Source organism: Clostridium hydrogenum, assembly GCF_021432385.1.
Taxonomy (GTDB): Bacteria; Bacillota; Clostridia; order Clostridiales; family Clostridiaceae; genus Clostridium_S; species Clostridium_S hydrogenum.
Genome location: NZ_JAEACT010000004.1, coordinates 602,593 through 621,675, shown reverse-complemented (window position 1 = coordinate 621,675; position 19,083 = coordinate 602,593). Strand labels below are relative to the sequence as shown.

Genomic DNA, 19,083 nt, shown 5'->3' with positions numbered 1-19,083 from the left:
TCTGTACTCCGTACTCTGTGTTTTGGTTCGCAATATTTAAATATTGTGAAACAAAGATGTAGTGGATTAATCAAAGAACCTTTGGTAGGTGTAGGAAAAAAATGATGTTAGTGAATAGTGGCGAAAAAATTTCTAAATAAAATTGTATAAAACTTAGTGGGAAATTTTCTAAAGCTTTAGAGCTTTAGATTGTCTGAGCGTATTTTTGCGAGTTATCGAAAGCTCTTAAGCTTTAAAAAATTTGCCGCTTAGTTTTATTAATTTTATTTAGGATTTTGAGCCGCTATTCACTAACATCATTTTTCTATACCTGCCAAAGGTTCTTTGATTTTGTACTACACTTTGCTTCGCATTATTTAAGATTATCTACGGCTGCTCTTTCAATAGGAAGTCCATTAGTGTAACGCTTCATGAATTCATCAAAGCCTTTAATATCATTAGGTGCTGGAGCGATTTTTGTGCCAACCTTTCCTGCAAATACTTTATTAGTTAAATACTCTTCTAGTGTTTCATTTTCAGTTTTGTTAAGCATATAAGCTGCAAGTAAGGCCATTCCCCATGCGCCACCTTCACCAGCAGTTTCCATAACGGAAACAGGAGCATTTATAGCAGCAGCCATAATTTTTTGACCTACTTCCTTAGTCTTGAATAAACCACCATGGCCTAACATTTCATCAACCTTAACACCTTCGTCTTTAAGAAGAATATCTAAGCCAGTTTTTAGTGCACCTAGTGATGTAAATAAGTTTACACGTATGAAATTAGCTAAGTTAAATTTGCTTTCAGGGGTACGTACAAATAAAGGTCGTCCTTCTTCAAAATTAGTTATATGTTCGCCAGAAAAGTAATTGTAAGCAAGTAAGCCGCCGCAATCAGGATCTCCTTCAAGGGCCTTGTTATATAGTGTTGCAAATAAATTGTCCATGTTTACATCTATTCCCATTGCAAGAGAGAATTCTTTAAATATGTTAACCCAAGCATTAAGGTCAGAAGTACAGTTATTACAGTGAACCATAGCTACTAGACTGCCAGTAGGTGTTGTAACTAAATCAATTGCATCGTATACTTTTGATAATTCTTTTTCAAGCACAATCATTGCAAAAACAGAGGTTCCAGCAGAAACATTACCAGTACGCTGTGCAACGCTGTTTGTTGCAACCATGCCTGTCCCAGCATCACCTTCTGGAGGACAAAGCGGAATTCCTGGCTTTAAATTACCGGTAACATCTAAAAGCTTGGCACCTTCAGCTGTAAGAACACCAGCATTTTCTCCTGCAAGCAAAACTTTTGGCATAATGTCTTTAAGCTTCCAAGAAAAATTTTTAGAAGCAACTAATTCGTCAAATTGTTCAATCATTTTTGAATTATAATTCTTAGTATTTATATCAATAGGGAACATTCCGGAAGCTTCACCAATGCCGATAACCTTTTCACCTGTTAGTTTCCAATGGACATAACCTTCCAAGGTTGTTTGGAAACTGATATCAGTAACATGTTCTTCACCATTTAAAATAGCCTGATAAAGGTGAGCAATACTCCATCTTTGAGGAATATGATAGTTAAAAAGTTTAGTAAGTTCTTCAGAAGCTTTTTCAGTAATAGTGTTACGCCAAGTACGGAAAGGTACTAAAAGTTCGCCAGCTTTGTTGAAAACCATGTAACCATGCATCATGGCACTAAAGCCAATTGCACCAATAGTCTCTAATGTTACTCCGTATTTTTCTTTTACGTCGTTTGCCATGTTCTTGTAACTATCCTGTATACCTTTCCAAACATCATCTAAACTGTAGGTCCAAATATTGTCTACATAACTATTTTCCCAATCATGACTGCCAGAAGCTATAGGAGTGTTATCTTGTCCAACTAGAACTGATTTAATTCGTGTTGAACCAAGTTCAATACCAAGTACTGTTTTTCCATTGATAATAGAATTTTTGATATCATTAATTGTAGTGTTCATTTTTATTCCCCCATCTAATTATAATACTTCTATTTGTACGTATAAATATTTGTACAAATATAGCGGATTGTAACGTATATATTATCTGCAGTTAATAAAATAGCATTCGTAATAAATAAAATTTGTACGTACAATTATATTATTATTGTACTATTAAAATAGAATGTAATCAATGTCATTTTTATTAAAATTAAGATTTTTTATCGAAAATAATTGTGATAAAATTTTAAAATTTACTTTTTATGGGTTTAAATGTGATATTATATTTAAAACATAGTTAATGAGTAAAGATATATAAAATGGGGGTGGATAGAATGGCTTCTAAATATAAAAGTTTTCGTAATCATAAAAATATAGCCATAATAATTTCTATAGTAGCTATAATGTTTTTTGGGGTATTGTATTATTGTAATATTTCCAATAAAGTCAAAGTTGCAGCAACTAATAAAATAAAAACGAATAATCCAAGTATTGCAGCCAAAGGGACAATTATGCTTAAAGGGCATAGCGATAATGAAAAATATTTTCCATCAATGTCAGAGATGATACTGCAGACGATTCAATGGAGAAATAATGGCATTTATATGTTAGATGGGAAAGCAGTATCAACTTCATTAAAACAGCAGATGGGAGAGCATATTGGAAATTATGTTAGTGGTGGGTGTAATTATGAATTATATTCAAAGAAAGGAACGGAAACAAATAAAAGCATAATCGTAAAAAATAATCAGATGTATTTAAAATATGATTTCTTGTTTGCAGATACTATTATTTTTAATGGACGTACTTACGTGGTAGGCAATTCTCAATCCCAATTCAAGAAAGGGAAAAAAATAGGAGCTCTAGGCAAGATTAATGTTTATGAAATAGAAGGAAAAGATTCTAAAAGGGTTATAGATGTATTTTTGGAAGGCTCCTCGGAGGCAGGGGAGTTTAAAGGAGACTTTACTGCATATAGTAATTAGCTCAGAGTACAGTGAAGGAGGATTTACCTTTCGCGCTACTCAGGTAAATCTTAAACTTAACTGTTGTCAGCTTCGCCGACAACAGTAATGCCGCTATTGCGGAAGCAATCAAAAATAAGTTTTAAGATTTTTCGTAACGCTAGTGGAGAAAAATCAACCATCACTCGGATTGGCCCCCCAGAATGGGAATAATTTATTCAAATACTCGCTAATTCTTAGAATTTCATTTTTTTGATATGGTACTGATTTTCAGTACCATATCAATATTATAATCTTACAACTAAATTCTCTTTAAAATTAGAATTTTTTAGATTGTAAAAACCATCAGGTGTTTTATAACCTATTGCTGAATGTATGCGTTTAGTATTATACCCATTAACATAGTTCATAATGGTTTCCTCAGCCTCTTTAAAGTTTTTAAATAGTTTTCCTGCAAGACACTCATCTTGAAGATATCTATGATATGATTCTATGTGAGCGTTGTAATTAGGACTTTTAGCTGGTATTCGCTCATGTGTTATTTTTTCACTAATGCACAGTTTTTCAAAATCATGTGCAATAAATTGAGATCCGTTGTCAGTGCGGATTATTAAGCTTTCTGATTTTCCTTTGATTTTGCGCGAATATAAGGCTTTTAACACTGCTTCTTTAGCACTTTCTGAGTTAGGTGATAAAGATAATACACATGAAATAATACTTCTGTCAAAGATGTCTATTATAGATGCCAAGTAGGCTACTTGTCGTGTCTCGGCTATATAAATGTACTTCGTATCCATTTCCCACAAAGTATTTGAAGTTTTAATTTCATGGTTTTTACATATACGCTTATAATGTTGTATATGCTTTCTTTGTGCCCTTAAAACACCCATTAGAGCCATCAGTCTATACACTTTCTTTTTGTTTATTTTTAGATTATATGTTTCCCTTAATACTGCTGTGACTTTCTTATATCCATAAAACTTTCCATATTGATCATTCAGAATGTCCTTAATGTATTTTTGAATATGAATGTCATAGACTTTTTTACAAAGTTCGTTATTGATATAACTAAATCCAGGTATGACTCCGTCATTCCTTTTAATTGGTTTGAATGGTTGGTCTATCAGGCTTCGCCAACGATAATATGTTGATGATTTTAATCCAATAATATTAAGCAACATTAAAGTTGGAGCTCCTGTAGAAATCCAGTCATTTGCAAAGATAAATGGATCAAAAAGATTCAAATCTTTTTTTTTAACATATCTTTTAATACAGCAATTTCTAGTTCTAGTTCCCTTTTTTCTTTCGTAAGCAATGCACATTGCTTTTTGTAATCAGGTATTGGACCATCAAGTTTTTTAGGCTTTTTTTGCATTAATGTTTGCCCATACTTGCGATAGCAAGACTTCCACCTAGAAAGTAGTCCAGGATTAATATTATATTTAGCTGCCACCAACGAATTGCTACCATATTGGAGAGCCTCTTCTACCATGTTCACTCTTTCTTCTTCTGTATATTTTCTTGTAAAATTCATAAAGACCTCCTCTTAAAGCTCTAAATTAATTCTAAATTATCTGAGTGAATTATTCCAGCTTTATGAGGGGGCCTATGAGCACTCTACTCTTTACTCTCTACTCTCTACTCTGTTTCAAGAAGTGTATCCATATGATAATATAGAAGCTAGGAGATGATGATATGAAACTAATATTAGATAGTGAAGGAAAAATAAATTATGATAATATAGATAAGAATTCAACGGTCAAAGATTTATTAGATGCAATCGATTTGTTTTTAAAAAATAATCAGCTTCCATGTGATAAGTGTGAAGAAAGCTGTTGCAAGAAATCCTGGTCGGTAGAAATGGATAATGTATGTGTAAATAGATTGGCAGAAGGTGATAATAAACTTGCCAATGAATTTGTAAAGAATAAGTTAGTTAAAAAGAGAAATTACTATAGAGAGTTTGACCAGTATGTAGTTAACAAGGATAAAGAATGTATTTTTATTACGGATGAAAATTTATGTACAATTTATGATAAGAGACCGATAATATGCAGACTTTACATATGCAGTGCTAAAAGCTATAGGTATAATGTGATTAGAGAACTTATTGGAAGTACATATTTGAAGGCATTGATTCTTGAAGATGAAATTAGAAACAATAATACAGATAATTATGAAAAAAATCCAGTACTTTTTGCTAAGGAATATGACATACTTTTGGAAGACATATTTGATTACGCTGAAGAAGAAGGCTGGCTTTATGAGGAGGATAGGGAGGAATTGTATATAGGGGTGTGATTATACTATGGTTAATTTTGAATATTACAAAGTGTTTTATTTTGTAGCTAAGCTTAACAGTATTACTCATGCTGCAGAGGAACTTTTTATTTCACAACCTGCTGTAAGTCAGATTATAAAGCAATTAGAAAATTCACTTGGAGGTAATTTGTTTTACAGGACTTCAAAGGGAGTTAGGCTTACTCCAGAAGGTGAAGTATTATATACATATATATCAAGAGGCTATGAGTACATGGCGCTTGGCGAAAGTAAGTTTAAGGAGCTACTTACACTTGAAACAGGAGAGATAAGAATAGGCGCAAGCGATATGACCTTGGAATTTTATCTGCTGCCATATCTTGAAGAATTTCATAAGTTATACCCTAAGGTTAGGGTTAAGGTAACTAATGTACCTACGCCTGAAACAATAGAATACCTAAAGAATGGGAAAATTGATTTTGGTATTGTAAGTGAACCAGTCAAGGAATATGTAGGAATAAGGGTTGTGCCTGTTTGCGATATTGAAGATGTATTTATTGCAAATAGTGGATTTTATGAATTAAAAGATAGAAATATAGAGCTTAAAGAACTTGAGAATTATCCAATTATTTGTTTAGAAAATAACACAAGCACAAGAAAATATGTTGATGATTTCTTAAAACAGGAAGGAGTTAGTCTTAATCCTGAATTTGAACTTGCGACCAGTGATTTAATTGTCCAATTTGCTGCAAGAAGCTTAGGCGTAGGATGTGTTGTAAGGAACTTTGCAGAAAAGCTAATAGAAAATGGAGAATTATTTGAACTTAGTTTAAAGCCTCACATACCAAAGAGAAGTATATGCATTGTTACACAGGATAAGATTCCAATTTCCCCAGCTAGTAAAAAGTTGCTTGAATTATTAAAGGATGATGTGAAAAAAGTGATATAAGTATAACTTATGACACTGATAAGTAATACAAATTTTATTTATGGATGCCTCTGTGATACGATTATCTTGTAAATTATGAATTGTAGATAAATCATTTCAAGGAGGTTTTTTTATTATGGTTAAAGCAATAGTTGGAGGTAACTGGGGAGACGAAGGAAAGGGAAAGATCACTGATTTATTAGCAGAAAAGTCAGACATCGTTGTAAGGTTTCAAGGGGGAGCTAATGCAGGGCACACTATAATAAACGAGTATGGTAAATTTGCATTGCACATTCTACCATCAGGTGTGTTTAGAAAAAATGTTACAAATGTTATTGCTCAAGGAGTTGCTTTTAATATTGAAGAGTTTTTTAGTGAGCTTGACAGCCTAATTGAAAGAGGAGTTCCTATGCCAGATATAAAAATATCAGACAGAGCTCAAATAGTTATGCCATATCATATATTGTTTGATAAATTAGAGGAAGAAAGGCTTGGTGCAAGCAGCTTTGGATCAACAAAATCAGGTATTGCACCATTTTATTCTGATAAGTATCTTAAAACCGGAATCCAAGTTTGTGATTTGTTTCATGATGAAATTTTGAAAGAAAAAATAGCTTCAAATTGTAATTTTAAAAATGAAATTTCAAAAAGTATTTATAAGTCTTCTTTTTTATTAAATTCTGAGGACATATACAATGAAATTACAAAATATAGGGAACGATTAAAGCCTATGGTTGATGATGTTGCTGTATATCTTAATAAAGCAATTAAGCAAAATAAAAATATACTGTTGGAAGGCCAGCTTGGAGCACTGAAAGATCCGGATAACGGAATATATCCATTTACTACATCGTCTTCACCACTTGCTGGGTTTGGTGCTGTTGGAGCAGGGATTCCACCTTATGAGATAAAAGAAATTGTAACTGTGGTTAAAGCATATTCTTCTTGCGTTGGAGCAGGTGCCTTCGTTAGTGAGATTTTTGGCGATGAGGCTAATACACTTCGTAACTTAGGTGGCGATGGTGGAGAGTATGGTGCAACAACTGGAAGACCTCGTAGAATGGGATGGTTTGATGCAGTTGCTACAAGATATGGCTGCATGCTTCAAGGAACAACAGCTATAGCATTATCCTTAATTGACGTACTTGGATATCTTGATAAAATTCCTGTTTGTACTGCGTATAATATTGATGGAATGGAGTGTAAAGATTTTCCTGTTACTCCGTTATTAAATAGAGCAAAGCCAGTATATACATTTTTGGAAGGTTGGAAATGTGATGTTAGCGGCATATCTAAGTATGAGGACTTGCCTCAAAATGCAAAAAAATATATTGAATTTATTGAAAGAGAAGTTGGTTATCCTGTTAAATATATTTCTAATGGTCCCAAAAGAGGAGATATAATTGTAAAATAGGAAATTATATCATATAATAGCATCATTATTAACTTATATATGTTTTTTATGATGTGAGGAGGAAAAATTATGGGACTATTCGGACCGAGCAAAAAGGAGATTTGGGAGCAGTTAGCAGCAGAAATTCATGCTAATTATGTGCCAGGTGGCTTTTGGAAAGGTGATAGAGTTGAGGCACGTGTAGATAATTGGATGCTTGTGCTTGATACCTACATAGTATCCACAGGTAAGTCTACAATAACTTATACAAGGATGAGAGCACCTTTTATAAATCTTAATAATTTCTATTTTAAAATATATAGAAGTGGGTTTTTTAGTGAAATTGGAAAACTATTAGGTATGAAGGATGTTAATATTGGTTATAAGAAGTTTGACGATGATTTTGTAATAAAAAGCAATAATGAAGAAAAAGCAAAAAGCTTATTTTCTAATGAAAGCATAAGGGCATTAATAGAAGAGCAACCTAGTATTAATTTACAGATAAAAGATGATGAGGGATATTTTAAAGAGCACTTTCCCAAAGGTGTTGATGAGCTTTATTTTGAAGTTACTGGTGTTATAAAGGATATCGAAAGGCTTAAAGAATTGTACGAGCTTTTTGCAGAAGTGCTTAAAGAATTATACAACATAGGTGTTGCAGGTTGGGAAAATCCTGATGTGGTTTTATAGATTCAGAGAGGTGAAAAGATGGATTTATTAAAAAGAATAAAGGAATTGGGTGATTTTCACGGTATTGACTTTATTGGTGTAGCAGGGATTACTCAAGTTCAAAATGAAATTAAAGAAATTAGCGGCTCTTTAATATATGATTTTCCAAGAGCAATATCTATTGGAATAGTATTACCGCAAAGTATTGTAGAGCTTTTAGAAGACAGAGATATATATGAAAATGTACTTCAAAACAAGATACATGCTTATGATGTAATAAACAATCGATTAGATAATTTTGCTTCAATTGTCAGTTCCTTAATTCAGCGTAATGGTTATAAAGTGATGCCTTTGCCAGCAGCAGAGCGCATAGATAGTGATAGGGTTTGTGCCTCATTATCGCATAAACTTACTGCTAGACTAGCTGGTTTCGGGTGGATAGGAAAGAATTGTCTTTTGATAACTCCACAGCATGGCCCTCGCGTAAGGTGGACTTCTGTATTAACGGATGCTCCTTTTGAAGAAAATAAAGAAATATTAGAAAGTAAGTGTGGCAGTTGCGATAGGTGTGCTAAAATATGTCCTGCTCAAGCTATACTTGGTAGAAAATATGTAAATGGGGAACCTCGTGAAGTAAGACTTGATGTAAAAAAGTGTGAAGAATATTTTGCTAAAATGGAGGCAGAAGGAAAACTCGAGATATGCGGTATGTGCTTGTATGCCTGCCCATTTGGTAAAAGTAATTAAATTTAGGGATAATCAAATGATATAGAATAAGCCAATGATATAAAAGTGTCATTGGCTTATGTTATAATATAAATAAACTTAGTGAAAGATTTGATACAATGATACTATTTAAAGAAGATATAGATAATATTAAAAATCAAATTGAGAAAATATTTAAAAACATATTGACACAGTATATCAAGGTGATATATCATAATTATATCAAGTTGATACATATCATAAGGATATTAAGTAAAATATATAGATGAACTATTACAACTACCAAAATTAATTTGCAGCATAATGCTAAGAAGATAGGATTTTCATACAAATTAATTTTGAAGTTTCAAGTGATTTATCTTTAAAAAGGTGAGATTAATATGGCAAAAGCAAATAAAACAAAATATGCTCTTTTAGGAGTATTGAATATAATATCTGGATCAGGCTATGACATTAAAAAATTCTGTGATTCATCTATAGGATTTTTCTGGAACGAAAATTATGGTCATATATATCCAATGTTACACAAGATGGAAGAGGAAGGCTTGGTAACAAAAGAAGTAGAGCAGACAGAAGGTAAGCCATCTAAGAATTTATACTCTATTACTAAAAAAGGTAAAGAGGAATTAGATAACTGGCTTAAACTTCCACCGGAGCATCAACCACTTAGATCAGAACTTCTTTTGAAGATATTTCTATCTAAGAATGTACCTGTTAAAGATATTATTTCAAATATGGAACAAATAAAAAAAGAATCTGAAGAACTTCTTTTACAATATACAAATGTAGAAAAAGTTATAAGCAGTAAAGCCAATCAGGTATCTAAAAAAGATTTGATGCTGTGGAATATAGTTCTTAGCAATGGAAAATTTAGCGAAGAAGCAAAAATCAAGTGGTGTGAAAAAACAATAGAAGATTTAAAAGGCATAGAGCATAATTAAATAACGGGAAATAAGCTAATGATAGTAAAAAATCATTAGCTTATTTTTATCTGAATTTTTTGAGGTTGAAATTATTGCCAGTTAATTTAATTGCTGATTCAATGGAAGTTAACGGCCATTTTTGTATTAGATCCAAATAAAATAAAAAAAATGAGGCTATGTTTTAAATAAGTGTTAAAATCAACACTTATTTAAAACATAGCCAAAAATGAAAAAATATATTGACATGGTATATCATAGTGATATATACTTATTATATCAGATTGATATATATCATAAATATATAAGGACAGAGAAAATGACACGAATGTTAAATATATAGAAGGTTTATAAAATTAATGTGTTAAAAATATAAATTGGGGGAATATGAAATGAAAATTTTAGCTTTAAATGGAAGCCCAAGAGGAGCAAAAGGAAATACAGAGGTTATCTTGGAAAAATTTCTTAATGGTTGTAGGAAAGCTGGTGCTGAGACAGAAGTAATTTATCTTAGTGAAAAAAATATAAAGCATTGCACAGGATGTTTTACTTGTTGGACTAAAACTCCAGGAAAATGTATTCATAGGGATGACATGGAAGAATTATTGATTAAGGTATATAAATCAGATGTAATTGTATATGCAACTCCACTTTACTACTATACAGTTACAGGTATTATGAAGGATTTTATGGATAGAATGCTTCCTCTAAACAATGGAGAAATAGTTAAGGCTGGTGATAAATACTCACATACTGAACGTATTAAAAGAGAAACGTCACAAAAAACTGTTTTAATTTCAAATTGTGGTTTCCCAGGAAATTATAATTTTTCAGGCTTAGTTGAAACCTTTAAGGTAATGGCAAAAGATAATTTAGCAGGTACAATTCTATTTTCACAGGGAGGAATACTCAATTCTGTTGATAAGCATGAAGGTCTTAAAAAACTGTTTAATCCATATTTTTCAGCTTTAGAAGCGGCAGGAGAACAAATAGTAAATGAAGGGTTCATAGAAACTGAAACACAAAAGATTCTTGATAAAAATGTTATTCCAGCTGAAATTTATTTAGAAAATGCCAACAAAAGTTGGGTTTAAGAAGGAGAGTATTGTTATGGAAAAATTATATTCATCAAATAAAAAAGGTTCTCTATTAAAGGTTGTGCTAAATAAAGATTTTGTTATAAGTGCAATTATTCCAATTATATTATTTGTAGGTTTTGATAAATTAAAGATGACACTTACAGGAATAGTACTATCAGCTTTATGGAGCATTGGAGTAATATTTATGGGTTTTGTGAAAGAACGCAGGATTAACGCTTTGGCAGCCTTCGCCGGAATTTTTGCAATAATAGGACTTGTCGGTACGCTTATTTCAAAAAATACATCCTTTTATTTTATAGCACCTATAATACAAGATATCCTGTTAGCAATAGTATTCTTTGCATCATTACTATTTAAAAGATCATTGGTTCAAGTTATAGCAGAACAAGTTTATCTTAAAAATGTACCTGAAGAAATTAAAAGAAACCCAAGATATAAATCAGCTTGGAGAATACTTACCGCTGCATGGGGGTTATTAAATGTGGCTCAAGCTTTAGGAAGAGTAATATTATTAAATAGCATGTCTAAAAGTTCATATTATACAATTAGCACTACTTACTCTAATATATCGACATCTTTATTAATAGTAGCTTGCATAGTTTTTCCAAAATGGTATTTTGCAAGAGAAAAAAAGCTGCTTAATTAATTTTAAGGGGTTGCTACATTAAAAAATTAATGTAGCAACCCCTATTGTCTAGAACTTAAAGTCATCTTACTACAACTCATAAATATAGTTACACACCCAAATAACCCTCTATACTTTTATTTAAGCATCTCATTACACTTATAAATCTTCATTCGACTTATTAACGTACCTTAAAAACTATATAAATATTTCAATTAATATAATCTTTAGTATTAACGGGATTAAGCCGTATAATACCTTCGGCACGTTAATAAATCTTCGCTTGACCATTATAAATATCTTAGAACCATATACAGTTTAATCTATATAAAGCTTTATGGACACTTGTAATAATCGTCCATTGATATGTATAAAACCTTGTAAACTAATTATTACTAAAAAGTAGTAATTGAATTTGATTTTAATCCTATACATATCGCAGGTCGAATAATTTCGAGCTTAAAAAATTAAACCCTAATTACTCTTCGCTCAACAACTTTAAATCCTTTGACAATATATATGATAACCAAATTGCTTTTTTATATGCGTAAATATTATAAAAATAAATTATCCACATTTGGATATAAATTCATGTAAATTATCCACAATAAATTCATAAACATTATTTAAGAAATCCTCAATGCTTGTTTTACTTTTATACATATCTTTAATTCTATCCATAATTGTGATACCGCCAATAGTTTTGGTGTAAAATTGTACATAGGCTTTATGCGCATATGGAATTATGGATTGTATACTAGATTCATTTAAAGTTGGATCTACGATGATTTCCTCTAAAAACCATATGGGATTAGGATAATTGTATTCAACATCTGTGGAGTTTTGGTGCATAGTTTTCCATTTTTCGTAAAGCATAAAATGATTTATTTCATGAGCAGCGCCCTTAATTATGTTTTCATCTTTTGAATTATAATTAACCCAAAATTCTTTGGTAAAAATATTTCTTGGAAATACAGGATAACAGCCTAGGTAGCAGGTTATTTCATGCTGCAAATTATCCCATTTTAGATTAAAAATATCCAAAAGGCTTGATAAAAATGGGACGACTAATTTATCAAATTTATTTTGCACGTATAGAATTCTTTTGTCTATTTCGTTAGATTTATATTCATTTTTTATTATGGCTTCAACTTGCTTTTGCACTTGTTCTTTTGTCATATTATCTCTTATAGCATATTTTAATTCTGGAAGGCGTCCGTAAACTCTATCTTTAAAAGGTAGACTTGTATTTTTACAATCAGTATTTTGTGGTGTAAGTAAGTCAGTTATGTAGTTTATATTAAAATTTATATCTGATTTTTTTACAGTTATTTTTGGTATAAACAAATTAATCACCTCAATATTAAATTTATTATAACACAACATGAAAATACAAAGTAAAGAGTAGAGAGTAGAGAGTAGAGAGTAGAGTGAAGGATGATTTACCTTTCGTTTTACTCAGGTAAATCTTAAACTTAAATGTTGTAAGCTTCTCTCTGCACCATACATGATGCGATTGCGTAAGCAATAAAAAAGTAAGTTTTTAGATTTTTTGTAGCGTTAGCGTAGAAAAATCAACCATCACTCTACTCTCTACTCTTTACTCTCTACTCTGTTTCAAATTCTAATTTATCAGGATACATTTTGCATTTGTAATTTCTGTATTTGAAGTTGCCTGTCTTATGCTATAATATATTTCAATATTGATAAATTTTTATAATGAAGAGAGGATATAAATTATGTCTCACATTTCAAATAAAGAGGCCTACAAAAGATTAGAAGAACGAATTAACAGATTCCCTCAAGGTGCACCGCCATCTAAAACACTGTATAAAATATTGAGCATGCTTTTTTCTGAAAAAGAGGCTGAACTAGTAGCAATGCTTCCTATTAAGCCATTTACAGTAAAAACGGCAAGTTCAATTTGGAAAATGGATGAGGTTCAAACAGAGAATATACTTCAAAAACTAGCATCAAAGGCTATTTTAATGGATATTGATTATGATGAAAAAAAGGAATACTGTTTACCACCTCCAATGATTGGATTTTTTGAATTTTCCCTTATGAGAACTAGAGATGATATTGATCAAAAAACTTTATCAGAGCTTTATTTTCAATATTTAAATGTGGAAGAAGATTTTATTAAGGATTTATTTTTAGGAACTGAAACTAGGTTTGGAAAAGTATTTGTGCAGGAAGGGGTGCTTTCGAGACAAAATGAGCTTGAGATAATGGACTATGATAGGGCAAGTAATATGATTAAAGAAGCTAGGTTTATTGCAGTTAGCATGTGCTTTTGCAGACACAAAATGCATCATCTTGGAAAGGATTGTTATGCACCTATGGAAACCTGCATGACCTTTGGAAATAGTGCTTATACTTTAAGTAAGCATGGATATGGAAGAGCTATAGAGGCTGCGGAAGCCTTGGACATATTAAATATGGCTTATGACTATAATTTGGTTCAATGTGGTGAAAATGTTAGAAGTGGTTCGGTATTTCTTTGTAATTGCTGTGGCTGCTGCTGTGAAGGTATGCAGGCTATTAAGAAATTTGGTTATCTTATGCCTATTCAAACTACACCATTTATCCCCAAAGTTGTGGAAGAAAGTTGTGTTGGTTGTGGAAAATGTGCAAAAGTATGTCCAATAGATGCCATGAAGGTTGATCCTATAACTCATAAGGCTAAAAACGATGAAGAAATATGCCTTGGCTGTGGAGTTTGTGTTAGAAACTGTCCTAAAAAGGCAATATACCTTAAAAATAGAGGAAAGCAAATAATAACTCCAGCAAATACAACCCACAGAATTGTGCTGCAAGCTATTGAAAAAGGGAAGCTTCAAGAACTTATTTTTGATAATAAGGCGCTAATGAGTCATAGGGCTATGGCAGCGGTGATATCAGCTATTTTAAAATTACCACCTATGAAAAAAGCTATGGCAAGTAAACAATTAAAATCGGTATATTTAGATAAATTACTTAGCGGAAAATAAGGGGATACAATGCGCTGTGAATTATGGAACGTAACTATGGCATGGGAATAATTTTAATTATATTAGACATAATAAGTTTGTAATTATATTCTAGGGGGAGGTTGGTGTGTCGATATTGAAATATTTAAATAGTAATGAAAAAGATAAAATTTCAAAACAAGATGAAGAAGAATTACCTAAAGAAATAAAACTCTCCTTAGACTTAACATCGAATATTGAAACGATAAAAAAGATAATGGGTTATGCTAGTGACATAATAATTAGAGAATTTACCATTGCTTCAGATATTAAAATAAAAGCAGCCGTCATTTTGATTAAGGGATTGGCAGAAAGAGAACTTATTAATGAACAAGTTATAGGACCATTGATGTCAAATGACAGGTTTAGTGGTGCCAAAGATAATATAGAAGTTTTTCAAAGAATAAAGGAATACGGTATACCCAATATTTATGTAAGTGAAGAATTTGATGCTAATAATATGATAAATGAATTGATTAGCGGAAACACAATTCTCCTTTTGGATAAAATAGATAGAGTGCTTATAGTAGGAAGCTCAGGGTGGAAAGACAGAGCGGTATCTGAACCAACTAGTGAAAATTCAGTAAGAGGAGCTAAAGATAGTTTTACAGAAAACATAGAAAATAATACTGCGCTAATAAGACGTCGTATTAAAAGTGCGGATTTAAGAATTGAAGCATTTAAAATAGGCACAAAAACCAAAACAACGGTATTAGCAGTTTATCTTAAAGGGATAGCAAAGGAAGATGTAATAAATGAAGTTAGAAATCGATTAAAAAGAATCAAAATTGATGGAATACTTGAGAGTGGTTATATTGAAGAACTGATAGAAGATACTCCCATGTCACCGTTTCCACAGATAGAACACAGCGAACGACCGGATAAAGTTTCAGCAGCACTTTTGGAAGGGCGTGTGGCTATACTTGTGGATACAACTCCTTATGTTCTTATAGTACCTACAATTTTTTTTCAGTTTGTCCAATCAGCAGATGACTATTATGAACGATTTCCAATAGCAACACTTACGAGGTTTATTAGAGCCAGTGCTTATATTATTTCGGTTATTCTTCCGGCGATGTATATTGCTTTAACAAGTTTTCATCAGGAAATGATTCCGACTACACTGGCATTGTCTATTGCAGCTTCTCGTGAGGGAGTTCCTTTCCCTAGTATAGGAGAAGCCTTTATGATGGAAGCTACATTTGAAATTTTAAGGGAAGCAGGTTTGCGTTTGCCAAAGCAGGCAGGCCAGGCTGTAAGCATAGTAGGAGGTCTTGTTATAGGTCAGGCTGCAGTTCAGGCAGGAATTGTTTCTCAAGCAATGGTAATTGTTGTAGCATTAACAGGAATTAGTTCCTTTGCTATTCCAGCCTTTAATGCCTCGATTTCAGGGAGGTTACTTAGATTCCCATTGATGATAATGGCCGCTGTACTCGGATTACCAGGGATTTTAGCAGGACTAAGTATAATAATTATTCATTTAAATAGCTTGCGTTCTTTTGGTGTAAGCTATATGGAACCGTTTACGTCAGCCGGTAAAAATAAGCATAAAGACATTATGGTAAGATCTCCATGGTGGAAAATGAATCGGCTTCCAAGTTATATTGCAAGCAGAGGATTTAGAAGAGTTGCACATGATGCAAAGCCTGAACCCAAAACAGATTCTGATAAAAGGAGTAATAACGAATAAGCTCTGTTTTTAAGGGAAAGGAGAGACACATATGAAGAGGAAGATAGCTTGTGTATTAGTTATTTTATTTTCGCTTTTACAAACTGGATGTTGGGATGCAAGGGAAATTGATGAACTTGCTTTTGTACTAAGCATTGGCTTGGATAAAGCTGAAAATGGATTTAAGGTAACTGCGCAAATTGCAAGTCCTGATACTTACAGCAAAACGCCATCAGGTTCTGGAACTCAAAAGGCTAAGCCTTATTGGATAATCTCTGGAACAGGCAAAACAATCTTTGAGGCAATACGTAATATGTCAGCGATATCTTCCAGGCGTATCTTCTGGTCCCATATTAAAGTAATAGTTATAGGTGAAGAACTGGCAAGATCTAATACTCTTGAGATATTTGATTTTTTTAGTAGAAATCCTGAAATACGTTTGAGGGCTCTAGTTGCAGTTACTCCAGGTGAGGCAGCAAAGACTATTGATATTATACCTGAAACGGAAAAGGATCCATCTTTATATATGGAAAAAATAATTGAAAACAGAAGCTTAAATGGTAAGTCATATATGGTAATGCTTAAAGATTTTCTTGAGGATTATCTTGACCCAAATGTAGGTTCAGTGACTTCAAGGATTACTTTGGATAAATCAAAATCACCACACTTTTTAAAGTCAAGTGGTGCATATATTTTTCACGGAGGTAAAATGTCTGGTTCCTTAACGGAAGGCGAGACGAGAGGACTTTTGTGGATAAAGAATCAAATGAAGGATTCTATAATGGTTGTTAATTGTCCTTATGATTATAAGCCTGTTACATTGGAAATTAAAAAAGCCAAGGCATCCTTGAAGAGTAATTTACACGATGGAATTCCAAGTTTTAAAATTGAGGTGAATGCTTCTGCAAATATAACTGAACAATCTTGTTACACCAATTTTAATGATGTGGAAAAATTAAATAAACTAGAAAAGGCTATGGAAGTATCCATTGCAAAGGATATAAAATCAACAGTAACAGCGGCAAAAAATGAACAAATAGATTTTATTGGTTTAAGTCGTACTCTTCACAGCCAGCATAAAGATGAGTGGCATAAAATATCTTCAAATTGGAATGAACTTTTTAAAACTTCCGAGGTAAATATAGCTGTAAAAGTAGATATTCGTCATGTATCATTAGCAAAACCGCTTCAACCAAGCAACTTGAAGTAAAGAGGTAAAATAATATGAAAAAAGAAAAGCTTGTCATTAATAATAATCAGTTTAGAGATATTATAATTTGTATTATGTGGCCTTCCACAATTAATTATGCAAGTGGCATGCTAGCAAGGGAAGTTGGGCGTGATATGTGGATAAGTGGCATTATAGGTGTACTTACTATACTGCCATTTGTTCTTCTTATTATTTATATAGGACAAAAATTTCCCAATAAGACAATAATAGAATACAGTGAAGAACTGCTAGGACCAGTATTAGGCAAGTTTTTGGGGGGAATTCTTGCAATATATTTTTTTGTTGCGGCGGCTAGTTCAATATCAATGTACATACATCATCTTAGTGATTTTCTACTTACAGGAACGCCTTTTCTGGTAATTATCACAATGCATGTTTTGGTAATATGTTATTTAGTATGGAAAGGACCCGAAGTTATTGCAAGAGTAGGGGTTATTGCTTTTAAAGCTGCTATAATTTTTTATTTAATGGTTTTTGCAGCTTCACTTAGTGAAATAGATATTGGTAGGATTAAACCTTTTTTTGATTCGGGAGTTGTGAATGTATTTAAAGCTAGTTTACAAGTTGATACATTTATTGGATTATCGCCTTTAGTTGTACCAATGCTTTTGCCAATGGTGCATGACAAAAAAAGTATTTTTGGTGCAGCTACTTCTGGGTTACTTATAGGAGGTTTGTTTTTCATATTTTATTTTATTGTAGAATTAATGGTTATGGGACCTCAGGTTGTAGCATTAATGCGTATTGCCAGTATGGATTTTGTAAGATCTATCCAAATTACTAAGTATCTTCACAGATTTGAATCATTTATGGTTGCATTGTGGTATTGGAGTATAATGATTCAAGCAGGAGTTTTGAGTTCCTGTTCCTTAGAGGCATTCGCGCAAACCACCAAAATAAAGAAAAGAAAACTATTAATTATTGCTTTTGGTTTAATAATGATAGTTGCTGCATATTATATGGCTAGCAATAGAGTGTTTTTTTTAAATTTAAGAGAACATATATGGAAGTACTTTTCTCTTCCAATTGATTTTGGAGTACCCTTAGTAATTACTTTGGCTTTGGGTGCAAGAAGAATACGCAATTACAAAGGACAGAAGTAAAGGGCAGGTTATATATAAACTTTCTCCAATTTTTTAAGTGTATTGAGCTGAAATAGGAGACTAGTGTAAAAAATTAATTGCTTTTTAGAATAGCTTTAATTGCGTTATTTATTTCTTCATAACCAGTACATCGGCAAATGTTTGATTGCAGCCATTGTTGTATTACATGGTCATTTGCATCTGGATGGATGGAAGCTAGAGCATGGCAAACCATTAAAAATCCAGAAGTACAATATCCACATTGAAAACCCCAGTTTTCCACAAAAGCTTTTTGTATTGGAGCATCTTTTAAGCCTTCAACAGTTACTATTTTTTTACCTATTGCTTCAACTGTGAGCATTAAGCAGGATTTTATTGGCCAGTCATCTACAAGGATAGTGCATGAGCCGCAGTCTCCATTTTCGCAGCCTGGCTTAGCTCCCGTAAATCCTAATTGATTTCGAAGGGTATTGAGCAGGATATCGGATGGCTTTGCGACAACTTCTTTGTTTTCTCCATTTACATTTAATATAATTATGGTTTTACCAGAGATTTTTAACATAGGT

The 19,083-nt window shown here is 32.3% G+C and carries 18 protein-coding genes; 13 read left to right on the top strand and 5 right to left on the bottom strand.

Going from position 1 to position 19,083, the window contains the following annotated elements:
• Positions 1-352: 352 nt before the first annotated feature.
• Positions 353-1,960 carry a xylulokinase gene (locus CUEA01_RS21100; protein WP_234124005.1) on the bottom strand — a complete coding sequence of 536 codons (1,608 nt, stop codon included), beginning with the start codon at positions 1,958-1,960 and terminating at the stop codon, positions 353-355.
• Positions 1,961-2,274: 314 nt separating this feature from the next.
• Here CUEA01_RS21100 and CUEA01_RS21095 point away from each other — a divergent pair, with 314 nt between their 5' ends.
• A complete protein-coding gene (locus CUEA01_RS21095) occupies positions 2,275-2,925 on the top strand; it encodes a hypothetical protein (protein ID WP_234124003.1) in 651 nt (216 codons plus the stop codon).
• A gap of 266 nt (positions 2,926-3,191) precedes the next feature.
• Here CUEA01_RS21095 and CUEA01_RS21090 read toward each other — a convergent pair whose 3' ends face one another.
• Positions 3,192-4,148 (bottom strand): IS3 family transposase, encoded by a 957-nt coding sequence (locus tag CUEA01_RS21090; protein WP_234117968.1) that lies wholly within the window; start codon positions 4,146-4,148, stop codon positions 3,192-3,194.
• On the bottom strand, positions 4,145-4,438 hold the full coding sequence (locus tag CUEA01_RS21085; RefSeq protein ID WP_234120546.1) for a transposase: 294 nt from the start codon (positions 4,436-4,438) through the stop codon (positions 4,145-4,147). The genes CUEA01_RS21090 and CUEA01_RS21085 overlap by 4 nt, the downstream gene beginning before the upstream one ends.
• Before the next feature lie 161 nt (positions 4,439-4,599).
• On the opposite strand from CUEA01_RS21085, the gene CUEA01_RS21080 reads away from it, so the two are divergent.
• The 8 genes from CUEA01_RS21080 to CUEA01_RS21045 all read left to right on the top strand — a co-directional run bounded on the left by CUEA01_RS21080 (position 4,600) and on the right by CUEA01_RS21045 (position 11,545).
• Complete coding sequence (locus CUEA01_RS21080) at positions 4,600-5,205, top strand: YkgJ family cysteine cluster protein (protein ID WP_234124001.1); 606 nt, start codon at positions 4,600-4,602, stop codon at positions 5,203-5,205.
• A 7-nt stretch (positions 5,206-5,212) separates the two neighbouring features.
• On the top strand, positions 5,213-6,112 hold the full coding sequence (locus CUEA01_RS21075; RefSeq protein WP_234123999.1) for a LysR family transcriptional regulator: 900 nt from the start codon (positions 5,213-5,215) through the stop codon (positions 6,110-6,112).
• A gap of 115 nt (positions 6,113-6,227) precedes the next feature.
• Complete coding sequence (locus tag CUEA01_RS21070) at positions 6,228-7,505, top strand: adenylosuccinate synthase (protein WP_234123998.1); 1,278 nt, start codon at positions 6,228-6,230, stop codon at positions 7,503-7,505.
• Between the two features lie 69 nt (positions 7,506-7,574).
• A complete protein-coding gene (locus CUEA01_RS21065) occupies positions 7,575-8,174 on the top strand; it encodes a DUF3137 domain-containing protein (RefSeq protein ID WP_234123997.1) in 600 nt (199 codons plus the stop codon).
• A gap of 18 nt (positions 8,175-8,192) precedes the next feature.
• Positions 8,193-8,900 carry a 4Fe-4S double cluster binding domain-containing protein gene (locus CUEA01_RS21060; RefSeq protein WP_234123996.1) on the top strand — a complete coding sequence of 236 codons (708 nt, stop codon included), beginning with the start codon at positions 8,193-8,195 and terminating at the stop codon, positions 8,898-8,900.
• Between the two features lie 359 nt (positions 8,901-9,259).
• Entirely contained in the window at positions 9,260-9,820 is a 561-nt protein-coding gene (locus CUEA01_RS21055) for a PadR family transcriptional regulator (protein WP_234123995.1), read from the top strand.
• Between the two features lie 371 nt (positions 9,821-10,191).
• Positions 10,192-10,893: a flavodoxin family protein gene (locus CUEA01_RS21050; protein ID WP_234123993.1), complete on the top strand. Its 702-nt coding sequence runs from the start codon at positions 10,192-10,194 to the stop codon at positions 10,891-10,893.
• Positions 10,894-10,909: 16 nt separating this feature from the next.
• On the top strand, positions 10,910-11,545 hold the full coding sequence (locus tag CUEA01_RS21045; protein WP_234123991.1) for a septation protein IspZ: 636 nt from the start codon (positions 10,910-10,912) through the stop codon (positions 11,543-11,545).
• 546 nt (positions 11,546-12,091) lie between these two features.
• Here the strand turns inward: CUEA01_RS21045 and CUEA01_RS21040 are convergent.
• Positions 12,092-12,871, bottom strand: a complete 780-nt coding sequence (locus CUEA01_RS21040; protein WP_234123989.1) for a hypothetical protein — start codon at positions 12,869-12,871, stop codon at positions 12,092-12,094.
• Positions 12,872-13,263: 392 nt separating this feature from the next.
• Here CUEA01_RS21040 and CUEA01_RS21035 point away from each other — a divergent pair, with 392 nt between their 5' ends.
• The 4 genes from CUEA01_RS21035 to CUEA01_RS21020 all read left to right on the top strand — a co-directional run bounded on the left by CUEA01_RS21035 (position 13,264) and on the right by CUEA01_RS21020 (position 18,538).
• Positions 13,264-14,517 carry a 4Fe-4S dicluster domain-containing protein gene (locus CUEA01_RS21035; RefSeq protein WP_234123987.1) on the top strand — a complete coding sequence of 418 codons (1,254 nt, stop codon included), beginning with the start codon at positions 13,264-13,266 and terminating at the stop codon, positions 14,515-14,517.
• Positions 14,518-14,623: 106 nt separating this feature from the next.
• Entirely contained in the window at positions 14,624-16,225 is a 1,602-nt protein-coding gene (locus CUEA01_RS21030) for a spore germination protein (protein ID WP_234123985.1), read from the top strand.
• 31 nt (positions 16,226-16,256) lie between these two features.
• Positions 16,257-17,414: a Ger(x)C family spore germination protein gene (locus CUEA01_RS21025; protein ID WP_234123983.1), complete on the top strand. Its 1,158-nt coding sequence runs from the start codon at positions 16,257-16,259 to the stop codon at positions 17,412-17,414.
• Positions 17,415-17,428: 14 nt separating this feature from the next.
• On the top strand, positions 17,429-18,538 hold the full coding sequence (locus CUEA01_RS21020; protein WP_234123981.1) for a GerAB/ArcD/ProY family transporter: 1,110 nt from the start codon (positions 17,429-17,431) through the stop codon (positions 18,536-18,538).
• Between the two features lie 73 nt (positions 18,539-18,611).
• On the opposite strand, the gene CUEA01_RS21015 is transcribed toward CUEA01_RS21020, so the two are convergent.
• Positions 18,612-19,079 (bottom strand): (2Fe-2S)-binding protein, encoded by a 468-nt coding sequence (locus CUEA01_RS21015; RefSeq protein ID WP_234123979.1) that lies wholly within the window; start codon positions 19,077-19,079, stop codon positions 18,612-18,614.
• Between the last annotated feature and the right edge of the window lie 4 nt (positions 19,080-19,083).